At 54.0% G+C, this 22550-nt stretch carries 15 protein-coding genes and 1 pseudogene; 15 read left to right on the top strand and 1 reads right to left on the bottom strand.

What is annotated here, in order from left to right; genetic code table 11:
- Position 1: 1 nt before the first annotated feature.
- The 12 genes from H627_RS0108110 (at position 2) to H627_RS0108055 (ending at position 17465) form a co-directional block, all read left to right on the top strand.
- Complete coding sequence (locus H627_RS0108110; protein WP_027828553.1) at positions 2 to 1555, top strand: O-antigen ligase family protein; 1554 nt, start codon at positions 2 to 4, stop codon at positions 1553 to 1555.
- A 417-nt stretch (positions 1556 to 1972) separates the two neighbouring features.
- Positions 1973 to 3145 carry a CDP-glycerol glycerophosphotransferase family protein gene (locus H627_RS17545; RefSeq protein ID WP_051225290.1) on the top strand — a complete coding sequence of 391 codons (1173 nt, stop codon included), beginning with the start codon at positions 1973 to 1975 and terminating at the stop codon, positions 3143 to 3145.
- Positions 3145 to 4584 (top strand): oligosaccharide flippase family protein, encoded by a 1440-nt coding sequence (locus H627_RS0108100; protein ID WP_027828552.1) that lies wholly within the window; start codon positions 3145 to 3147, stop codon positions 4582 to 4584. The genes H627_RS17545 and H627_RS0108100 overlap by 1 nt, the downstream gene beginning before the upstream one ends.
- Positions 4581 to 5306: a WecB/TagA/CpsF family glycosyltransferase gene (locus tag H627_RS0108095; RefSeq protein WP_027828551.1), complete on the top strand. Its 726-nt coding sequence runs from the start codon at positions 4581 to 4583 to the stop codon at positions 5304 to 5306. The genes H627_RS0108100 and H627_RS0108095 overlap by 4 nt, the downstream gene beginning before the upstream one ends.
- Positions 5303 to 6406 (top strand): glycosyltransferase family 4 protein, encoded by a 1104-nt coding sequence (locus H627_RS0108090; protein WP_027828550.1) that lies wholly within the window; start codon positions 5303 to 5305, stop codon positions 6404 to 6406. The genes H627_RS0108095 and H627_RS0108090 overlap by 4 nt, the downstream gene beginning before the upstream one ends.
- Positions 6399 to 7574: a glycosyltransferase family 2 protein gene (locus H627_RS0108085; RefSeq protein WP_027828549.1), complete on the top strand. Its 1176-nt coding sequence runs from the start codon at positions 6399 to 6401 to the stop codon at positions 7572 to 7574. The genes H627_RS0108090 and H627_RS0108085 overlap by 8 nt, the downstream gene beginning before the upstream one ends.
- Positions 7571 to 8269 (top strand): glycosyltransferase family 32 protein, encoded by a 699-nt coding sequence (locus tag H627_RS0108080; protein WP_027828548.1) that lies wholly within the window; start codon positions 7571 to 7573, stop codon positions 8267 to 8269. The genes H627_RS0108085 and H627_RS0108080 overlap by 4 nt, the downstream gene beginning before the upstream one ends.
- Before the next feature lie 176 nt (positions 8270 to 8445).
- Positions 8446 to 9708, top strand: coding sequence for a carboxylate--amine ligase (locus H627_RS0108075; RefSeq protein ID WP_027828547.1), 1263 nt, complete (start codon positions 8446 to 8448; stop codon positions 9706 to 9708).
- A 164-nt stretch (positions 9709 to 9872) separates the two neighbouring features.
- Positions 9873 to 10400, top strand: coding sequence for a universal stress protein (locus H627_RS17540; protein ID WP_051225289.1), 528 nt, complete (start codon positions 9873 to 9875; stop codon positions 10398 to 10400).
- A 96-nt stretch (positions 10401 to 10496) separates the two neighbouring features.
- Complete coding sequence (locus H627_RS0108065) at positions 10497 to 11573, top strand: hypothetical protein (protein ID WP_027828546.1); 1077 nt, start codon at positions 10497 to 10499, stop codon at positions 11571 to 11573.
- A 111-nt stretch (positions 11574 to 11684) separates the two neighbouring features.
- A complete protein-coding gene (locus H627_RS0108060; protein ID WP_027828545.1) occupies positions 11685 to 12746 on the top strand; it encodes an SLAP domain-containing protein in 1062 nt (353 codons plus the stop codon).
- Positions 12747 to 12911: 165 nt separating this feature from the next.
- On the top strand, positions 12912 to 17465 hold the full coding sequence (locus tag H627_RS0108055; RefSeq protein ID WP_027828544.1) for a MucBP domain-containing protein: 4554 nt from the start codon (positions 12912 to 12914) through the stop codon (positions 17463 to 17465).
- A 300-nt stretch (positions 17466 to 17765) separates the two neighbouring features.
- Here H627_RS0108055 and H627_RS17535 read toward each other — a convergent pair.
- Positions 17766 to 19019 (bottom strand): annotated as a pseudogene (locus H627_RS17535) (PTS sugar transporter subunit IIC); the annotation flags it as partial.
- 419 nt (positions 19020 to 19438) lie between these two features.
- Between H627_RS17535 and H627_RS0108045 the strand changes: the two are divergent.
- The 3 genes from H627_RS0108045 to H627_RS0108035 all read left to right on the top strand — a co-directional run bounded on the left by H627_RS0108045 (position 19439) and on the right by H627_RS0108035 (position 22452).
- Positions 19439 to 21376, top strand: a complete 1938-nt coding sequence (locus H627_RS0108045) for a M13 family metallopeptidase (protein ID WP_027828543.1) — start codon at positions 19439 to 19441, stop codon at positions 21374 to 21376.
- Between the two features lie 235 nt (positions 21377 to 21611).
- Positions 21612 to 22073: a hypothetical protein gene (locus H627_RS17530; RefSeq protein ID WP_152319348.1), complete on the top strand. Its 462-nt coding sequence runs from the start codon at positions 21612 to 21614 to the stop codon at positions 22071 to 22073.
- Between the two features lies 1 nt (position 22074).
- On the top strand, positions 22075 to 22452 hold the full coding sequence (locus H627_RS0108035) for a hypothetical protein (protein WP_027828542.1): 378 nt from the start codon (positions 22075 to 22077) through the stop codon (positions 22450 to 22452).
- The last annotated feature ends 98 nt before the right edge of the window (positions 22453 to 22550 follow it).

Here is a 22550-nt window from a genome sequence, read left to right as displayed (position 1 = left end):
TGTGAACGTACGTAAAATTCTCCATTGGGCGCTCATCGCCTATATTCTGATCCAACCCTTCATGGAAATTATCTATTTCTATCAGGGCCGCTTGGCGACCCTTGGCCCCGTGACGATTCCGACATTTGTGCGGGTGCTTTGGACACTGGCGATGGTGCTGCTCTTCCTTTGGATGGAGCGCAAGGATAAATTTGGCTGGGGGCTCTTTGCCTATGGTGTTCTGGTCGTGGGTTATTTGGGCCTGCACGTGTTCCTCACGCGGCATGCTTTAGCTGGCGTCACCGACGGATTCCATTACAGTATCAGCACTGAACTGGGCTACGTGATCCGGGTCCTTTTCCCGATTTTGATCCTGATTATCAGTTATCGGGTGCCGGTCTATGAGAAAACTATGGAATGGATCACCTGGGTCGTGGGCCTGTTGTTCAGCGGCACCATTGTTCTCAGCAATTTGCTGGAAATCGCCGTCGCGTCTTACAACAAGGCCGAGTCGATCCAAGGCAACATCTTCGATTGGTTTAACGCGGTCAATCCGCTGGGTTATACCCGGCTGGCCTCGGACGGGTTCTTTCTGTTTGCCAATACCACCTCGGCCATTCTGGCTCTGTTTTCGGCCTTGATGATCTACTATCTGATTAATCAGCCCCGCTGGTGGAAATACTGTTTTGTGGCTGTGCAGTTGCTGGCGTCGTTGATGATTGGGACCCGGACAGCAATTATCGGTTTTCTTGCTTCTCTGATCTTGGTGACCGGCGCCGCCTTGTTCTTCGATAAGCTGCACTTCCGTAGGCAGGATGCCGGGCTGCTGTCCTTTGTGACCATCAGCATGTTGGTCTTCGGCTTCCTCTACCCCTATTCGCCGGCCGTGGCCCGTGGCGGGTCCAACACCGCCGCTGAGACCCGGACGACTACCCAGCGCAAGTCCCAGAATCCGGTGATGAACCAGATCAAGCGGGCGATAAAAGATGACCCGCAGGACGCCCAGCGCTTGCAGCACAATTTCGTCGCCACTCAGCTGAACATCGTGACCACGTATGGCAATGTCGTCTCCGCCACCAACCCCTGGGAACATTACCCAGCAGACTGGTTCCAACTAATGAATTGGCCCGGCGGCCAACAGATCAACTACCGGCAAGTAGAGAAATTCAACGTGAACATTATTGCCCGGGAAATGTCCAAGCCGATTCGGCTGCTCTTTGGGATCTCCTATACCCGGATGACTTACTTCATCTTCAATTATGAACGGGACTTCCTGAACCAGTTCTATACCCTAGGCATTCTCGGACTGCTGATCTTCCAACTGCCGTTCATCATCGCCTGCCTGTGGCTGGCCTGGCGCTTCTTCCGTACGCCCGGTCAGTTCAACTTCCTGAACTTCAGCTACCTGTTGGGCATGGCGCTATTTTTCGCCAGTGCCTTCATGACCGGCAATGTCATCGACTCACTCACCGCCGCCAGCCTTGCCGCTTTCTTCCTCGGCCAGCGCTTGCGGGCAGTGGCCTGGAGCCAAGCCGTGCCAGAGCAGCAGAATACGATCCCGCGTCAAATTAATTGAAATTGAGAATTGATTGCCAGAGCAATTACCGAAGAGGTAGCTGCTCTGGTATTTTTGCTTGGGTAAGGTGCGGACAGAGCAAAGCGTCTGAATTTTAGTGAGTGTAGTGCCAATGCGTAGCAAGCGCCGTCACAGCTGGCTACGCCTCGCCGGCCCAATTTTGCCGCAGTTTGCGGAGGCGTACAACGTACAACTTATCAGCTCAGCTCCCGCGTAAACGGGCTCAGGCAACCAGAAGCTAGGGGATAAGGACGGCAAGACAAAAACCCAAAACCGGGGTTTGTGCCTTGCCGTCCTTATCCCTACGCTTCTGACCGGTCGCCTTCGCCCTCTCCCTAAAGAAACCCTAAAGCCCTTGGTTGCCCCCGCGCCCCTTTGGTATAATGTTGGCAGATTGTCTTAACGAAGGAGAAAATCATGGCCGCATTCAAACAGAAATTATTCGCATTCTACCTCGGTGTCATGAAGTGGGGGTGCAAACTCATTCCCACCAAACCCAACACCGTCACGATTCTGAACGGCGCCGGTCTCTCCGGCTCCAACGCCATGAGCTTCTACCAGTATTTAAAAACAGAACACCCCGAACTCACCGTCAATTTGATCAGCGGCTTTCCCAGCGCCCATTTGGCCTTCAGCACCTGGCGCCAGATTGCCCAAGCCAAGGTCCTAGTGGGCACCCACTGGCCCTTCAAGATCCACCGCGGCCAGCGCTTCGTCCAGCTGTGGCATGGTATTCCCTTGAAGCGGATGGGGTACTTGGCCCTGAATGAAGACCCGGCGGCGCAGGAAAAAAGCCACCGCTATTGGTGGCGGAATGTCGACTATTTAGCAAGTTCCGGCCCGCTGTACGATACACTAATGAGTGCCTGCCAGGGCTTAGCGGCCCACCAGTTTCTGCACACCGGGTTTCCTCGAAACGATGAATTTCAGCTGCCGAAAGCCACCCTCAAAGAGCGGCGGGCAACCCTGGCGGGGCTGTTCGCGGATGGAGTGGTCACCGACCAAACCAAGATTTTTTTCTATCTGCCCACCTTCCGCATGGAGGACGGCGCGACCGAACTGTCAGTCCAGCTCAAAACCGGCAACATTTTCGGCTTGAGCGACTTTGCTATGGCCGCGTTTGAACAGCAGCTGGCCGACAATAATATCGTCATCCTGGCCAAGCTGCATCCGGTGGAGGAGCGCCAGGTCGATCCGGCCAAATTCGCCACCGCCCACCGGTTGAAAGTACTGACCAACGACTGGTTCATTGATCAGCATACCGAGCTGTATCAATTCCTTGCGGCCACCGACGGACTGATCACCGATTACTCCAGCGTTTATTTGGATTACCTGTTGCTGGATCGGCCCATCGTTTTCAACGTCCCGGATCTGGCTCATTATGAGCAGACCCGCGGCTTTTTGCTGGCGCCCTATGATGATTACACTCCGGGTCCGAAAACGACCACCACGGCGGAACTGGTCCAGGCGTTGACCCGGGATAGCCAGGCCGATGCGCCGCTCCGGGCTAAATTACGCGGTCAGATGTATCCCCAAGGCTTGAATCCGGCTTGTCCGCAAGTGTATGACCAGATCAAGGGGTGGCTGTAGTGCGAAAACTATTCCGAAATTTCTTTTATAACGCCGTCTACCAGCTCTTTCTGCTGCTGGTGCCAGTCATCACCACGCCGTACCTGTCCAATGTGGTCGGCCCGGCTAAATTGGGTATTAACAGTACGGTCAACTTCACGATCCAGTTCGTGATGGTCTTCGGCGCTGCCGCTATGGGCCAGATTGGTACGCGAACGATTGCTAAAGCGTGGGGCAAAAAGGACCACGAGGAACTTCGCGCCGCCTTTTGGGGCTTGTGGTATATCCAGTTCGTCCTGAGCGCGATCACCATCAGTATTTTTCTGTTCATCATGCTGGTGATCAAGCCGCCGTATTGGACCTATTTCCTGCTTCAGCTGCCATTCCTCTTAGGCACGATGTTCGATATTTCCTGGTTCTTCCAGGGAATCGCCGACTTCGGCCGGGTCGTGCTGCGGAATACCATCGTCAAGCTGGTGTCTGTTGCCTTTATTTTCTTACTGGTCAAGAGCCCCGATGACCTGTGGAAGTACATGCTGATCCTGTCCCTGGGCAATCTGCTGGGCAGTTCGGTGTTCTGGTTCACGATTCAAAAATTCGCCGGCCGGCCCAGCCGCGGCGGTTTCTACCACCTGCGTCAGAGCCTGATCACCATCGGGATTCTGATGATTCCCCAGCTGGCCACTCAGGTCTACACCTCACTGGATAAGACGATCCTCAGCCTGTTCCAGCCCGCCGCCCAGGTCAACTTCTACGATTCCTCGCAGCGGATTGCTAACTTGGTCCTGTCGGTGATCACCTCCATTACCGTCGTGATGATGCCGTATATGGCGGCGTCTCGATCGGACGACCAGCAGCGCTATTTGAAGAAATCCTATGAGACCACGTTGGTCGTCGGGCTGTTTTTCATGAGTATCATCATGGCCAACACCCGCCAGTTCGTCCCGTGGTTCTTCGCTGAAAGCTATAAGCCGATGATTCCACTGATGGAATGGATCTCCTTGAGCATCATCTTCATTCCCGTCGGCGGGGTGTTTGCCAACCAGTTTGCCCTGGCCATCAATCGGGATAAACAGTTTGCCATCCCGGTGGTCGTCGGCGCCGTGCTGTCGCTGATTCTGAATTTCACCTTCGACCCGATCCTCGGGGCCCACGGGGCGACGATGGATATTTTGATCGTCGAATTCACCGTTATGGTGCTGCGGGTGTGGATCGTGCATATGGACTACGACGCCAAGGACGTCTTCCATGACACGCCGAAATATCTGGTCATGGGGGCGATCACGGTGGGCGTCGGCTTCCTGCTGCCGGACTTGATTCCGTCCACATTCTTCAACATGGCCTACAAATCTATTGTGATGTTTATTCTGTACGCAGCCATGTTCGCCCTGGGCCGGTTCGAGCTGTTCGGCGATATTAAGCGGGTCGCGACCCGTATGTTAAGGAGAAAATTGTCATGAGCCGAGTCAATGTATTGGGTATGACCTTCGATAACTACACCATGGCCGAGTTTGTCGACCGCTTGGGCCGGCGCCTGGCCAAGCAGGAGGGCACTTTCATTGTCACCGCCAATCCGGAGATCGTGATGTACGCCCGGGAACATCCGGAGTACCAAAAACTGGTGGATGAAGCGGACTTCGTTACTGCCGATGGCATTGGCGTGGTGAAAGGGGCCGCCATGCTGGGCACGCCCCTGAAAGAACGGGTCACCGGCTATGACTTGATGGAGAAATTACTGGCGCTGGCGGCCACTGAGCACTATCCAGTGTATTTCATCGGGGCCAAGCCGGGCATCGCCGATCAAGCCGCTGCCAAAGCCCGCCAACGTTTTGCCGGGCTGGACATTGTCGGCACCCATGACGGCTATTTCCCGCTGGGGGATGCGGGTGTGACCCAGCAGATGATCGCGGCCAAGCCGGCCCTGGTCTTTGCGGCCATGGGCTATCCCCGTCAAGAAGAGTTCATCGCCGGCATGCGGCGGCATTTGCCGGACGCGCTCTTCATGGGCGTGGGCGGCAGTTTTGACGTACTTTCCGGCACCGTGAAACGGGCGCCGGGCTGGATGCAGCGGGCCCATTTGGAATGGTTCTACCGTCTGCTCAAGGAGCCGACCCGATTCAAACGGATGCTGATCCTGCCCCGTTATTTGGGCGTTGTCCGGCGGGAGGCGAAGAAGCGATGACGAAGGTCCTGCACATCAATGCCGGGTTAGAAAACGGCGGCGGCTTGACCCACATTGTGGCATTGCTCAGTAATTGGGATCACCACGATGTCAGTCTGCTGGTCTTCGCTGAAGGCCCAGTGGCGGCAGCGGCCCGGGCGGCGGGAGTCGATACCCACGTCCTGCATTTTAACAGCCGGTATAATCTCGGTATTCTCAAAGCACTGGCCGACTTCATCAATGCCGGCCAGTACGATATCGTCCATGCCCACGGAGCCCGAGCGGTGCTGTTTCTGCGCTTGATTCGCCGCCGTATCCATTGCCTGAAAGTGGCCACGGTGCACAGCGACCCGACCCTGGACTTCATGGGCCGGGGACTCATCGGTGAGGCGTTCACCAAGCTGTATATCAGTTCCTTACGCTTGATGGACCACCTGTACCCGGTGTCCACGCCGTTTTATGACCGGCTGCGGGCGTTCAATATTCCCGCGGACAAGCTGACCCTGATCCTCAATGGGATCACCTTCAGCCCCCAGGCGCCGGTCAAGGAACCGCACCAGACCTTCAACATGATCTACGTGGCGCGCCTGCACCCGGTGAAGGACCACGCGCTGCTGCTCAATGCGCTGGCTCAGGCCAAATTGCCCCAAGCCCGCTTGCTCCTGGTGGGGGATGGGCCAGAAAAGGCAAAGCTCCAGCAGCAGGTCGCTGATTTAAAGCTGACGGCCACCGTGACTTTCACCGGCTTTCAAACGCCCACTCAAATTCAAACGCTTTACCCGCGGATGGACCTGGCCCTGCTGACCTCCATTTCTGAAAGCTTCCCCTTAGTCTTGCTGGAAGCGGCCAACGCTGCCGTACCGGTCCTCAGCAGCCGGGTGGGGGACGTGACCAAACTCGTTGCGCACCCCGACTTGGGTTTCCTGTTCCAGTCCGGGGACCAGGCCGATTTGGTCCGCCAGCTTCGGGCCGCTTACCATGACTGGGAGTTGGGCACGCTGGCGGCCAAGGGCGATGCCCTGCGGACGTATGCCGCCGCGCATTTCTCCCTGCAGCAGCTGCAGGACACGATCTGGGATAGTTATGCCGTCCTATTGAGAAAGGAACTTAACCATGGCTGACCAATTGATTTCCTTGATAATGCCCGTCTACAACGATGAAGACACCGTGCTGGCCACCCTGCGGTCGATTATTACCCAGGACTACCGGCAGTGGGAGCTGATCGTGATCAACGACGGCTCCACCGACCGCACGCCCCAGCTACTCGGCAAGTTTATCGCTGATCACCCCACCGCGCCGATTACGATCATTAATCAAGAAAATGCCGATCAGCTCAACGCGATCATCGCCGGTATCAATCTGATCCGCGGCGACTTGGTTTATATCATCCATGGGGACGATCTCTTGGCCGATGATGGGGCCTTGGCCCGAATGAACGCCAGCATGCAGGATCCGGACCTGGACGGGGCGATGGCCGACCTCTTGACCATTGATCACGACGGCCGGGAAGTGGGCCGCCAGACTGTGCAGAAGTACGCTGTGGCGCCCTATATCGTCGGTCAGCAGACACTCTGGCTGGGCCGCAATCTCTTTGTCGACTTTGCGATTTGGCGGACGCGGGTATTCTGCGACAGCGTCCAGGCCAATTACCTGACCTGGAATACCGTCGCCTGGCTGGATTGCCGGGTGACCCCGCCGCGTCAGCTGCGCATCGCTAATGCTCCCCAGCCCTTCATCCGTTACCGGGTGGGGGACGGCCACTACATCGACAACCCCATCGGCATACTGAACGTGATCAACGGCGAACTGCGGACCTTGGTGTCCTTGCTGGCCAGCTATCGGGCTCCCAACTATGCCCAGCAGTACCGCCGCTTCCGGTTAGCCAATAAGCTGCATCTGCTGAACTACTACCGGCCGCGAATCAAACCGGAGCAGACACCGCGCAACGAGGTGGCCGGGATCATCCGGTTGGCCTTGAGCAAATATCCCCAGCTGCCGACTAATCCTTACACCCCGGCCTTGATCGGCTTCTACGCCGCCCGCGGCGAGCGCACGATCCATTTCAGCCTGCCGTCTGATTTCACCGTGTGGTACGGTAAGGACATGCGCGTGTTCAACACGGCCATGCAAAGCGACGAGCTGCCGGACACCTACGGCGAATTATTCACCCAGATGATTCACGGCTTCACCACCATGATCGTGCCGGCGGGCCAAGGCCTGATGATGCAGGACGTTCTGCATTTTCTGAATATCTGGCCTTATGTCACCGTGAAGGAGGAACAAGTTTGATTCCTAAAAAAATTCATTACGTTTGGGTCGGCGGCCATGACAAGCCCGCTGATATCCAGCGCTGCATGGCCACCTGGCGCCAGCATCTGAGCGGGTACGAGATCATTGAATGGAACGAAAAAAATTTCGATCTGACCCAGAATCAGTTTGTGCGAGAAGCCTATGCTGCTAAGAAATGGGCCTTCGTCAGTGACTATATCCGGGCCTCAGTGATCGAACAATACGGCGGGATCTATCTGGACACCGATGTGCTAGTCCTGGATGACTTGACCAGTCTGCTGGGTGACCGGGCCTTTGTCGGTTTTGAAAACGCCCAGTATCCCTTCACTGCTGCCTTTGGTGCCGAAGCCCACCATCCGCTGGCGCAAAAGATGCTGGCGGAGTATGACGACGCACACTTTTCTTTTGATAAAAACAACCAAATGGCCGGTGTGAACACCAAGTCGGTGTCGGATATTCTGATCAAAGATTTCCATTGCGCTGCCAACAATCAGGAACAACTGCTGACGACCGGTATCCACGTGTATCCTGACACGGTGCTGTGCAATCCCAGCGGTCAATCGCACACGATCCACGTGTTTACCGGTACCTGGATGGAGGGCCAAAAGCCTCTGAAGCGCCGGGTCAACAAGTGGTTCAAACTGCGCCTGACGACGCCGCGACGGGCGGCGTTGTACCAACGTATTTTCCGATAATCGAAATCATTCACATAACGAAATGTGGTATAATCTAATTCGTGTATTGTATCCAGCCAGAAACTTTCAGAAACCGACTTGCCACGGTTAATGAAAGGCAGTGCGGGCGCATTTCTAGCCGGTTGATGGCGCCCGCTGCTGGAACAAATCGTAATTAAGATTAAGGGGTTGTCTAGATGACACCAGAATTTACCCCCATTATTCTGGGGAGTGACATGAACGCATACGGGATGGCCCGGGCCTTCCATGAAGAATACGGCATCAAGGTGCACTGTATTGCTTCCGACCCGCTGGCGCCCACCCGCTATTCCAATATCTTGACGCTGGAATTTCACCACGGCTTCGAAGAAGATCCGGTCTTCATCGATACCATGCACGAAGTGGCCAAGCGTTACGCCGACCATCAGGAGCCAGTGATTTTGATTGCCATGGGCGATGCCTATGCAGAACTGCTGGCCAAGCACAAGGAATTTCTGCAAAAGACCTTCGTCGTGCCGGTGGTGGACTACGCGCTGCTGCGGAAGCTGAACAACAAAGAGAGCTTTTACCAGATCGCCGAGGAACACGGCCTGCCGTATCCCAAGACCAAGATCATCACCAAGGCCATGTACGAAAAGAAAGAAAATCTGGACGTGCCTTTTACCTATCCGGTCGCCTTCAAACCGGCGAATTCCGTGGAATGGCTGGATATCCAATTTGAAGGTCGGAAGAAAGCCTTCGTGATCCACTCCGAAACGGAATACTTAGATATTTTAGGCAAAATCTACGACAACGGCTATACCAGCGATATGATCCTCCAGGAGTTCATCCCCGGCGATGACTCCAACATGCGCACGCTGAACGCCTACGTCAGTCAGGACCATCAGGTGAAGCTGCTGTGCTTGGGCCACCCGCTGTTGGAAGACCCGACCCCGGCCGCCATCGGCAACTACGTCACGATCCTGCCGGAATACAACCAGGACGTGTACGATGTGGTGCAGAAATTCTTAGAAGAACTGAACTTTACCGGCTACTGCAACTTCGATATGAAGTTCGATCCCCGGGACAATACCTTCAAGTTCTTCGAAATCAACCTGCGTCAGGGCCGCTCCAGTTTCTTCGTCACCCTGACCGGCTACAATCTGGCCCGGTTCGTCGTGGACGACTATGTCACCGGTACCCTGGCTGACGCCCCGACGGTTTACGCCAATAAGATCCAATCCCAGCACGTGCTGTGGATGGGCGTGCCGGTCAAGCTGTTCAAGGATTACGCGGTGGACAATGAGTTCAAGCAGCAAGCCCTCCAGCTGATCGATTCCGGCCGTTACGGCACCACTGTGTTTTACAAGAAGGACATGAATATCCGGCGGTGGGTGCTGATGAAGTACATGTTCCATAATTACATTCCGCGCTATAAGAAGTATTTTGAAGAAAATAAAGGCCGCGATATTGGGCGGTAAAGGGAAACGGGCCGATCGTGGTCCTTTTTTTTGCTGGCATTGGCGCCGCGGAATTTCACAAACCCGCAAATTCTTTTTCAAAATAAAAATCAGACCAAGTGATGACAGGTATTTTCCATCGTTTCGCCGTATACTGGAATTGAAAGAAAGGGAGTAATGCGTTTATGGCTCAAAAAGAAATTGAGGACTTCAAAGTCAGTACCCGCCACTTTAATCGCATCATGATCGCCATCGATGATGACGATTTTATTTCGTCTCGGTTTGCCTTTGACTATGCCTGTACGGTAGCCAAAATCTATTCCGTGCCCCTGGCCATTGCCTCTGTGATGGAGACGGGCGATTTGAATGTCTTCCAATCCCTGGATCCAGAAACCCTGGCCGAGCACCGCGAAGCCGTGGCCAATGATTTGAATGCCTACGTCGAGAAAGCCAAGCAGTTCGGCATCCTCGACGTCGTGCCGCTGATTGGGGAAGGCAAGCCGGGCAAGGTCATCGTGGACGAAATGGTGCCGCAGTTCAAGCCGGACCTGATCGTGGTTGGCAGTGAAACCCACAAGGGCGCTCGCCACCAGACCATCGGCTCCGTCGCCGCCTTCGTTACCCGATACGCGCCGTGCACCGTCATCGTGGTGCGGGACCCCGCTGCGGGCCCGAAGCCGACCGATGAACCCAGCGAGAACAAGAAGAAGTAATTGTTGAGTAAAGGGCATCCCAAACTGGGGTGCTTTTTGCTTGCTCTTCTGCTATATTGGGATTGTGATATAAAATACAAGAGATGAGGGAGAAACGTGAAGAAAACAATTGGTTTACTGTTCAGCGCAGCGGTGTTCGGCGTCGGCTTGGCAACCATTGCCCCGACAGCCGTGCATGCGGCGGACGCGACACCGACTGCGGCAGCCGCCAAGGTAACCGTGATCGATAAGAAGGGGACAACGTATCGGTTCGCCTCAGGAGAGGCCTCCTCACTGGCGGCATACGAAGATGCGGCCTTGACAAAGAAGACTGATAAAGTATTGGCATCAACCGTGGTTAATGGCCGTGATTGGGTTTGGCAAAATGAGTATGACCAAGTGGCGACCAACGCGCAAGGCACCGTGACCGCATATCATTTTGCAGAGGGTTGGGTCGCAGCGGCGGGATTGGATACGACAGATCCCACTCGGTACAAAGTCGATACCGACCAGACAGGTAATGGGGTTGTAAGCTCGGCCAAGGCTTCGATAGTTTATGCCGACGCGCAGTTAACTAAAGCGACCGGGAAAACTTTGCCTGTTGGCAGTCGCTGGCGTTATTACAGTACCAATGAAGCACTGGTACAAATAAATGGTGAGTGGGGGGTCGCAGACCGGGTGGCTTATAATCTCGGCGGCAACCAATGGATCAGCAAGCAAGACTTTCTTGCGGATGCCAGTGCTGAGTTTTATCCAACGACCAATATTGGCGAAGTCTTGGTTACTAACCCTAACGGCGCCAAACTATACAGCGACTTAGCCCGGACTAAGTTTACTGGCCGCACCTTGTCGTTCGGTTCACGGTGGCAGGCACCCGATTCCATCATGAGCAATACAGATGGTACGGTTGGCTGGGGCTTAGGCGGATTGCAGTACGTCAACAAGACTGATGTCAGTCCCGTCTACCGCTTTGATGCCGTCTTCACGGTCCGCTACAAAGCTCACCCGACTTGGGGCATCGCCGTATACAACAGCAAACTGCAAGTGACCAAAACCATTCCGGCCAATTCCCGCTGGCGGGTATTCAAACAGTTGCAGCGCCGAGTAAACGGGACCAATACAACGCAGGAATATTACAACATTGGCGGCGACCAATGGGTACGGTCGGACTATGGGACTGTGGCGCCTAAGTAATCCCATCGCATCAATTTTCTACGGTTTGAAAGCATCCTGATCGGGTGCTTTTTTCTAACCGCTCTGCTATATTGGAATAGTGACATACGAAACAAGAAATGGGGAAACGCCATGAAGAAATCAACAGGCTTGCTGTTCAGCACGGCCTTACTGGGTATCGGCTTGACTCTGGCAGCACCTGCAGTCGTGCAGGCTGCGGACATCGTGCCGATTGCGGCCGTCACCAAGGCGACTGTCACCAACAAGCAAGGTGAAGTGTATCGGACTGCCGATACCACTAAGATTGCAGCTTTCGATGATGCCGAACTGACCAAGAGCAACGGGAAGACAGTTCAAGGCTTCAATGTGAACGGATATGCGTGGGTGTTCCAGTATGCCTATGACCAAATTGCCACGGATGCTGCCGGAACGATCACGGCCTACCATTTTGCGGACGGCTGGGCGTCGGCAAAGGACTTCTCAGTCAAAGACCCTACGGTATACCAGGTGGAGCAATGGTCCGGCGTGGGGCAAGCGGATGCCAAGAGTCCCGCGGTCGTATACTCTGATCCTGGTTTAACGAAACCGACAGGTAAGACGCTGCCAGTGAACAGCCGTTGGCAGTATTTCTCCCGGTACAATGCCATGGTCACAATCAATGGCCAGACTGGCGTGGCCGGTACGTTGTCTTACAACTTGGGCGGTAATCAATGGGTCGGCGCTAACTTCAGTGTGGATACCGACGCGGCTGATTTCACGGTAAACCCGGTCCGCGGCACGATCATCGTAACGAATTCTAAGGGAGTTAAGCTGTACAGTGATATGGCGCAAAGCAATCCCACCGGCCGGACACTGCCGGTGGGTTCTCGCTGGCAAGCGTACGCCACTATCAACGATAAAACGGGCACCATCACTGGCTTCAGCCTGGGGGGCAATCAATATGTTAATAATGCCGACACCAGTATGATTTTATTTGCCAGTGGTACGTTCACTGTCCGTTATCCGGCCGCTCCAAGTTGGGGGATCGCGGTCTATAACGGTCAGCTGAAAGTGACCAAGACCATTCCTGCCGGTTCCCGCTGGCGGACGTTCGGTCAAATCGAACGGCTAGTGAATGGCCGCACGCAAAGCTTCTACAATATTGGCGGCGACCAATGGGTACGTACGGATTACGGCACCCATACAGCTAAATAATCCAGTCAAACCACAATTTGCAAAAGATGCTCGACCAATTTTGGTAGGGCATCTTTTTTCATACCGCCAAGGCATATTGTTACCGTCTTCAACCCAATCCGGCATATAATAACGCTCAAGATACGTTGTTTTGCTTTGCACAAGGGATCTGCGGGAGGATAAAATATGTTTGGGAATAAGGTACATCACGTGCTCCATAAGGTGCACAAACGGTGGCTGGTAGTGGGAATCACGGCACTGGCGCTAGGTCTGACCACCACGCTGACCACCGCCAAGGCGGCCGATACCGTCAGTATCAACTATGTTTCCGGATACAGTGTTGCCGTTTGGCAGCGTGCCAATGGCGTGCAGGCCACCAGTAAGAAATTACCCACCGGCACTCGGTGGGCGAGTTATGGTGCAGTCCAGCAAGGGGATAACGGTTTCTACTTGAACGTGGGCGGCGACCAGTGGATCGACAGCAATTACGCCGATTTAGCGGGTGAAAATTCCAGTCAGGAGCTGCGTGGTGTCGTCACGATTCAGTATGTCCCGGGCTATGGCATTGCCGTATGGAATAGCGCCAGCGGCGACCGCCAAATTGTGCGGCGGGCGGTGCTGCGTCACGGGACACAGTGGCAAGTTTATCGCCGCGCCGTGGTCAACGGCCGTACCTGGTACAACCTCGGCGGCAATCAGTGGATCGACGGCGGCTTTGCTAAGTTGACCGCTCAGCAATATCGCGGGCCGAAGACCTATCAAAGCGGCGGTCCCACCGTGATTAAGCCGACCGAACCGACGAAACCGGCGCCGAGCACGCCGATTGTCCAGAAAGTGAGCTATCGCGTCGTCACCCGGGATCAATATGGGACGATCGTTTCTACCCGGATCTATGAAGGCCATATCGGCGATACGATCACCATCGGCGCCGCCGGGATTGACGGCTACACCCTCAACGACGGCAGCACCAAAACAATTCGCCTGAGTGCGGACAGCGGGCAGAACGATATTGATTTCACGTACACCCGCAATACGCCGAGCAATCCAAATCAAGGCAGCTATGTCCCGCCGGCAGTGACGCAGCAGTATGTTAACTACCGCATCCTGGCGGTGGATGATCAAGGTCAGCCAATCCAGGGGTATATCCCGACGACGGGCAGCAGTTTGCCGCGCGCAGCTATTAATGCCCCGACCATTCCCGGCTACACTGTCAGTGGTGCTCGGACGATTAATGTGGGCGTCAACGGCGGTGACGTTAAGTTTATTTATACCAAAGACGCCGTAAAAGATGTCAGCTATACGATCAAGGCAGTGGATGACCAGGGCGTCGCAATTGCTAGCTTCACTTCTGACACCAAGTCTGGCCAACCGGGGGCGACGATCAGTGCGCCCTCGATTACCGGGTATACCGCCACCGGCGCCAGCACTGCACCGATTCCGATAGCCGGGGGTCCGATTACCTTTAAGTATACGAAAAATACCCCGACGACACCGGCGACGGTGACTTATCAAATTAAAGCGGTGGATGAGCAAGAGCAGCCGATCACGGCTTATACGGCCCAAGATACCTCCGGCAAGCCCGGCGATAGCATCACGGCCCCGACGATTCCCGGCTACACGATTCAAGGCAGCAGCACCGCCCAGATTCCAGCCACCGGCGGCCCCATCACGTTCAAATATACCAAGAATGCGCCAGCTCCCGTAAGTTACACGATTAAAATCGTGGATGAGCAGGGCAACCCCATCACGGGATACCCCGACCAAACTGGCCAAGGTGCACCCGGCACGCCCATCCCTGTGCCGCCGGTCACCGGGTATACAATCAAAACCCCGACTACTGCCACAGTACCGGCCGCCGGCGGGGTGGTCACGTTCACTTATACCCAAGATGCTCCGGCAGTGACGACCGTTAAGTACACTATTGCCTATGTCGATGAGGACAAGCAGCCCATCACCACGACTAATCCGGCCAGTGGCGAAGGCAAAGTCGGTGATCCAATTTCTGCCCTGCCGATTCCGGGCTATACTGCCCCCACTGAAACACAAACGCTGAAGTCGGACACGACCGCAGTGACTTTTGTGTACAAGAAAGATGCAGTTACGCCAGCAACTGTGAACTATACAATTGCTTATGTGGATAAAGATGGCAACACTATCACCACGAACAAGCCGACCAGTGGCTCAGGCCCAGTCGGCGATCCAATTTCTGCACCCGATATTGATGGCTATACCGCAACTGCGGAGACGGCCAAGCAAACGTTAGCGACCGAGACGACAAAGATTACGTATATCTACACGAAGAACCCGGCGGCTACTGTTAAGTACACGATCGAGTACTTGGACCAAGCTAGTGGGGCCATTACCACGAGCGAACCGGCTAGTGGTGAAGGTAAGGTCGGGGATTCTGTTACTGCGCCAAGCATTGACGGGTACACGGTCACCGCCGCAACGGCCAAACAAACACTGGCCGCGGATACTGCGAAGATTACGTTCATTTACACGAAGAATGCACCTGCCACCGTCACGTACACCATCAACTTCGTCGATCAATCAAACGGAAAAGTCCAAGACCCTCAGACTGGCGTCATTGGTAAAGTGGGTGACACCATCCCAGCGCCGACCATTACCGGTTATACAGCATCAACCGCTGCGCAAACATTGAAAGCTGATACGACAGAGCTGACTTTCGTTTACTCGAAAGACGCACCCGCGACTATGAATTACACGATTCAATATTTGGAAGGCGGAAACGCCATTACCACCACTGAACCGACTAGCGGTGAAGGTAAGGACGGCGACTCAGTCACCGCACCAAACATTCCCGGCTATACCGCCGATCCTTCTTCGGCGAAGCAGACGTTGCAAGCTGATACGACAACCATTAAGTTCACGTACACCAAGAATGCTCCGACAACCGTTACGTACAGCATCAGCTATGTTGATCAGTTGGGTGCAAAGATTAAAGATCCTCAGACCGGCGTCGTTGGCAATGTGAACGCTGACGTTACGGCACCCGATATTGACGGCTACACGGCCGATAAAGCGACTGCCACGCAGAAGTTGAAGGCCGATACGACAGCCATCAAGTTCACATACACGCAGAACGCACCCGCCACCATCACGTACACCATCAACTTTATCGATCAGGGTGGCCTAAAGATTCAAAATCCTCAGACTGACGTCACCGGTAAAGTGGGCGACGAGATTACCGCCCCGGATGTTCCCGGGTACACTGCGCCGACAGCCAAACAAGTGCTGCAGGCGAATACAACTGCACTGACCTTCACTTACACGAAGAAAGTTGTGCAGACCACCGTTCAGTTTGTTGACGAAGCATCGGGGAATGCAATTACTGACGCCGCAATCGTCACGGCAAAGGGGGATTATCCTGCTCAGAAGGTATTGACTGGAAAAGACGGCAACCTGTATATCATTTTAGATGGTCAAAAACTGAGCGTTGATCCCGCAACACAACAGTCGTTGACGATTAAATACAGGCTGATTTCCGCAAAAGCCGTTGCGGTGGACGAGAGTGGTAATACAATTGCTGTGCTAAAGGACCTAGCACCGATGTTGCACAGTGACAAAGGTTACACCCTGTCTTATCTTGTTCCGTCCCAGGTATTCGATACTCAAGGCAACCAATACGACGTGGTACGTGCAGATTTCGCTGGAAGAACTCTTACGGGGATTCTTCCTGACAGTATCACAGCTAGTTATGTACCCTACACGTTCACTCTTCAATACAAGAAAAATACTGCCCCAGTTGCCAAACCCACGCCTGAAGAACTCGCTAGAATCACTGAATTACAGCATGCTTACGCTGCACTGGCGAAACCGGTATTGGATAATAACGTCTACACTGCTTTGCCATCCTATAAGCCCTTCGATGCGGGTAGCACGACGCTTGGTTTCCAGCAGCAGACAATGGCGGTATACAATTTCTTCCGCAACCTATGGGGATTGCCGGCGGTGACCGCTGACCCGACGGTATCTGGCATTGATCAAGTAGCGTCCAGTTTCATGGCCGGCTACATGGCCGGGTTGCAACACGTTGTTGACGGATCTGATGGAGGCACGGTATATACTAAGCCCAGCGACATGAGCGACAGTGATTGGGCGAAGGTTAAAAAAGGACTGACTTCCAATCTAGCAACTGCAAATGGGTCAGGAACAACAGTAGACGAGCTCATTATGGGGTTCCTTGCAGATAATCATAACCTTAAAGGGAATGATGCCGGTCATCGGCTTAATATGCTACGGCCAAGTCTTCTTACTAGTGGCGTTGGTGTAGGTTTTTCCGCGAATGCTGCAGCAACTGGTCAAAAGGGCACGCCGAATCTAACGCTGGATATGTGGAGTGGAGCCTCTTCGGGAGCGACTTACACAGCTGACAATGGGGTAATGTTCTATCCTGGTACGAGCGTCTTCCCGATTGAGTTGTTACCGTCGGGCACGCCAATTTCAGCCGCATCATACGGCAATATTGACCTAACTGCCGTAAACAAAGTAACGGTTGAGAATCTGACGGCGCACAGTAGTCAAGACATTACTGGTGAGCAATTAATTCTTGCCGGAACAGGGACGGAAAATCCTGTATATGGATTTGCTAGGACGACATTGACTGCTTCAGGATATGTATTTGCCAACAGGCAGCAATATCGGATCACTTTCTACGGTGCTGGCCTCCCCGGCGGCAGTATCTCAACCACCTTTACGACGTTCTCCTTCGCGGGATAACAACTTTTCCACTCAGTAAACAGACCCCGGTCAACCCTGAAAGGTCACGTTCAGGATCGACCGGGGTTTTTGATTTCAAAAAGGCCGCATACACAAACACCCCCGACCATTTTCCACGTGGTCGAGGGTGTCTGCGGTTGGTTTCGCTTCAGTAAAACATTGTGGGAAACAATGTTCTGGACGTTTCTTGCTGCTTAATTCTTAGACAGTCGCGTGACCGCTGCTGTCCTTAGCGGTGTCGCCGGCCGGGGTGCTGCCGTCAACGATGGTCTTGCTGTTGCTATCGGTCAGGTTTTCTTTTTCTTCCCGGTTAGCAATGACCGTAGCCATGTAGACGAACGGGGAGTAAATAGCCACGGAGATGACGATGTTTACTGCGGCGAGGACGCCGCCTTGCCAGCTGGCGGTGGCGATGACCCCACCGATAATCGGCGGCGTTACCCAAGGCGGCATCGCGATGGCTGCGGGCACTAGTCCGCCAGCAGTGGCGAAGTAGGCCGTGGTGACACAGATCATCGGGGTTAAGATATACGGGATGAACAGAATCGGGTTCAAGACGATCGGCAAGCCGAAGGTCAGTGGCTCGTTAATGTTGAAGATCCCAGGCGCGCCGGCTAAGGCGCCGACGGTCATGTACTGCTTGTTCTTCCGACCCACTAACAGGATCGCGATGAGCAGGCCGATGGTGACACCGGTACCGCCCATGTTGACAAAGGAATCGAAGAAGGGCTTGTTAACGATGTAAGGCAGTTCTTTACCAGCCTTGAAGGCTTTCAAGTTGGCGGTGATGGACGGGGCGTTGATCGTCTGCATCAGCGGTTCGATCATGTTCGCACCATGCAGTCCGAAGAACCACAGCAGCGGGGTGATGAAGGCTAACAACAGGGCCATCGGGTAGGACGAAGCCATCCCCATGAACGGTTGTTGCGCCATCTTGTAGAACCAAGTCACCACGTTAGCGATGTGGGCTGCGTTGAACAGGGTGGTCACGAAGCCCCAGAAGATGATCGTGATCATCGCCGGGAACAAGGCCTCGAAGGATTTCGCAACAGCCGGCGGCACACCGTCGGGCATCTTGACGATCAAGTGCTTGTTACCGGTCAAAATCCGGAAGATTTCAGTCGACAGCAGACCAACGATTAAGGCAATGAACAAACCGCTGGAATCCATGCCGGCCATCCCGCCGACGGTGAAGAACGAACCGACGGATACGACCCCGGCTGCCAGACCGGATAAGTTATAGCTGGTGGCCAGGTTATAGGCGACCAGGAAGGCGATGAAGACGGACAGCACCGCGAAGGTCCCGTTCCAGATGTTACCTCCGAGTTTTGTCCAAATGAACGCTTTGTCGACTTGTTCCGAGAAGATCTTGTTCATAAAGTCTTGGAATCCCGGAATCGGCAAGTTGTTGAGCAAAACGGCGAAGGCCCCGAGAATCATCAGGGGCATCGTGTAGACGAAGGCATCCCGGATAGCGACTAAGTGGCGTTGATTGCCAATGACGGTCGCGACCGGCAGGAAATGCTTCTCCATCCATTTGATGAATGATTGCATGACAAATTTCTCCTCTCCATGTATCTTCAAGTTTCTGTATTCGCTTACTTTCTTGTTATACCACCATTCATTGGTCTAGATCAATCTAACGAAGCACACCAGACCGAACAAAAAATGAAAAGCTTATAGGTCTGGTAGCACTGGCTTATGTGGTCTAGACCATCCGGGATATATCAGATTTCTGTGGAAAATTTTATTTTGTTGGTATTTATTCGCGTTTTGTCATATGGCTGGTAAACCTTGATGTGACGCGGCTGACGAGGGTGCTCAACAATATTCAGAATCACTTATTTTTATGGTCAGATAAATGACCTTGCCATTTTGGATGCTTCCTTGTGTGTTCAAGCGCACCCAGCGATGTATAATGTACCTGTGTACCCACGCCCAGTGTGGGCAACCTTCCTAAGAGGAGTGATCGAATGTTACAACGATTCTACGCTGCTGATAAAGGTGTCTACGGTTCAAGCGGCGTTGCGTACAAAGACGATCTATACGAAGCAGTCAACGGCAAGTGGGAGAAGAAGGCTAAGATTCCTGCTGACCGAGCTGGCGTCGGTGGATTCAATGATTTAAGCATCGACGTTGAGAATAAGCTGATTAGCGACTTGAACAAGATGGGCGAGCTGGAATCGACGACGGATAAGCCGGAGCTGCAAGAGGCGGTCCGCTTCTTCCAGTTGGCATTGGATTTTGGCCGGCGGAAAAAGCAAAAGATGGCACCGGTGATGCCGCTTTTGAAGCGGACCATTGAATTGAAAGATTTCGCTGATTTGAACGCCCAAGCGGGTTCCTGGTATGAAACCTTCCCGGTGCCGTTCCAATTCTCAGTGGAACCAGATATGAAGGACACGGCCCACAACGCGGTGTACGCCTATGGCCCGGGCTTGATCCTGCCGGATACGACCTATTACGCCGACGATAATCCCAATCGGGACACGTTGTTGGCCACCTGGCGGGAGATGGCAGTGAAATTGCTAGTAGCCGCTAAGTTTTCCGAGAAAGATGCTGAGCGGATGGCCGATGGCGCGTTGAAATTTGACCGCAGCCTCGTGCCGTTTTCGAAGTCCGGGGAAGAATGGGCAGATTATCCGGCGATGTACAATCCGGAGCCGCTGGACAAGTTTCTGACCCATTCTGAAATGCTCAATTTCCGCAAGTTTCTGGATGATCTGCTGCCGGAAGAGCCGGGTCAGATCATCGTCACAGAGCCTCGCTTCTTTGAACACTTCAACGAAGTCGTTAATGCCCGCACCTTCCGGCTGCTCCACGATTGGATGATCATCCGTTTCTTGATCCATGCGTCCAAGTACTTAAGCAATGATCTGCGCAAGGTGGGCGATACGTTCCATCGGGCGATCACTGGCAGTCAGAAGTCGCCGAACAAGACGAAGAGTGCTTACTATGCGACCAATGATTACTTCGATGAAGTCATCGGTCAATATTATGGTGAGAAATACTTCGGCGATGACGCCCGCCAAGATGTTCGCAAAATGATAGACACGATGATCAAGGTTTACGAAGATCGGTTGGCTCATAACGATTGGCTGAGTGAAGCCACCCGTAAGAGCGCCATCGACAAGCTGGAGAAAATTGTCGTCAAGGTCGGCTATCCCGACAAGCTGCGGCCGCTGTACAGCGAGTTCAAAGTGGATCGCCAAGCGAGTCTGTTTGATAATGTCCAAGAATTTGATACCCTGATTCTGCGGGATATGTTCGCCAAACTGGCGAAGCCGGTGGACCGGACGGAGTGGGGCATGCCGGGCAGTCTGGTCAATGCCCAATATGATCCATCCAGAAACGATATCACCTTCCCGGCTGCGATCCTGCAATCGCCGTTTTACAGCTTGAAGCACAGCGCGTCCCGGAACTATGGCGGTATCGGCGCCGTGATTGCTCATGAAATTTCCCATGCCTTCGATAACAACGGGGCGAAGTTCGATGCTTACGGCAACTTGAAGGATTGGTGGACTAAGGAAGACTTGGCCAACTTCATGAAGCGCACAGAGGCCATGGTCGCCGAATTCGACGGCCTGCCGTATGCCGGCGGCAAAGTGAACGGCAAGCTCATCTTGGGTGAAAATGTCGCCGACCTCGGCGGGATGTCCGCGGCATTGGAAGCCGCGAAGCAATCCAAGGGTGTCGACCTGCGGGCTTTCTTCATTAACTGGGCGCGGGTATGGCGGGGCAAGTACACCCAAGCCAATATGACCGCGCGGTTAGCGACCGATCCCCATGCCCCCAATGTCCTGCGGGCCAACATGCAGCCCCGGAACTTCCAAGAGTTTTACGATGCGTTTGACGTCAAGCCAGGCGACGGGATGTACATGGATCCCAAGCAGCGCGTCCACATCTGGTAATTTTGAACTCAAAGGGCCTGACCGGGCGCCAATTCCCGGTCAGGCCCTTTTTCTCATCAAGTGACAAGGTTGTCACATCCCTGATAATTCCCACCAACAGCTGTAGAATAGAGGCAGGACCCGCGGTCAGTCCTGAGACCGATTTTTTACTTTCCGTATCGTTTTGCTTGCTTTCTACCCTTACCATGGTAATATGAAAGCGTCAACGAGTGATAGAAAGGAAATGGTGAACGTCGTGGACGATGCAGAATTGCGGGCCAAACGGCGGGAAGCGATGGCGCGTTATCGTCAGCGCAACCCGAACCTGAATCAGTATGTATCATTGCGTTCCAGCGCCCGCTCGTTCTTACGGAATAACGCAAACTATGCGGATACCTTGGAACTGATCTTCCTGGCCACCCAGCGGCAATTGCAGCTGGGGGAGACCATGGACGACGAGCTGGCGGCGGCCTTCCAGAAGTTCTGGCGGGCATTGCAGCAGCACGCTGAAGAGCCGTTAACGGAACGGTTGACGGTACAGTTAGCGGCCCAAGCCCAGGATGCCTTTCATCAGGCATTCATCTGGCGCCAGTTGCGGGGCAACCTGGAACTGGTGGGTGAGCATCTAGCCTTGACGATCGCCTTAGACGACACCACCGTCACTGGTCAGATCCTGACTTTCCGGACCGATGGCGGTCTTGACGAGGAGGCACTCTAGAATGGAAGAGTCATTGCAGCGCATCATCAATAAGATTCAAGCCACTGAGCAGAATCCGCTCTTCACGCTGTTCTCTTTACCAGACAACGAGAAAGCCGAACTGACCCAGCTGCCGGATGGGTTGCAGCGGGCGATCCTGCTGCTGACCGCCGGGACCGTGTCCGGCAACAACAATGCGGTCCGGGATGATTTGATTGGTAAGAGTGTCCACGTCGCGGATGCCCATGCCAAGTCGATTTCAGTATTCGGTTCCTACTATCCCTTTGAGCTCATTGACCACGACGCCCAAGGCGACTACGTGATCATTTCCGCGGAAGACAATGTCTTGTACCTGTTGTCCAAGCACGGGCTGCAGGATACGTGGGAAACTGAGTTTTAACTTTTGCCGGATTTAAAATTGAAGTGCAACACCGATTGAGTTAGACCAATCGACCGGGTTGATTTAACAAAATAGGCCATGAAGACCTATCCTTGAAG

The organism is Schleiferilactobacillus harbinensis DSM 16991 (assembly GCF_000425885.1).
Lineage (GTDB): Bacteria > Bacillota > Bacilli > Lactobacillales > Lactobacillaceae > Schleiferilactobacillus > Schleiferilactobacillus harbinensis.
The sequence above is the reverse complement of the archived record's forward strand: the minus strand, read 5'-3'. Positions and strand labels throughout refer to the sequence as shown.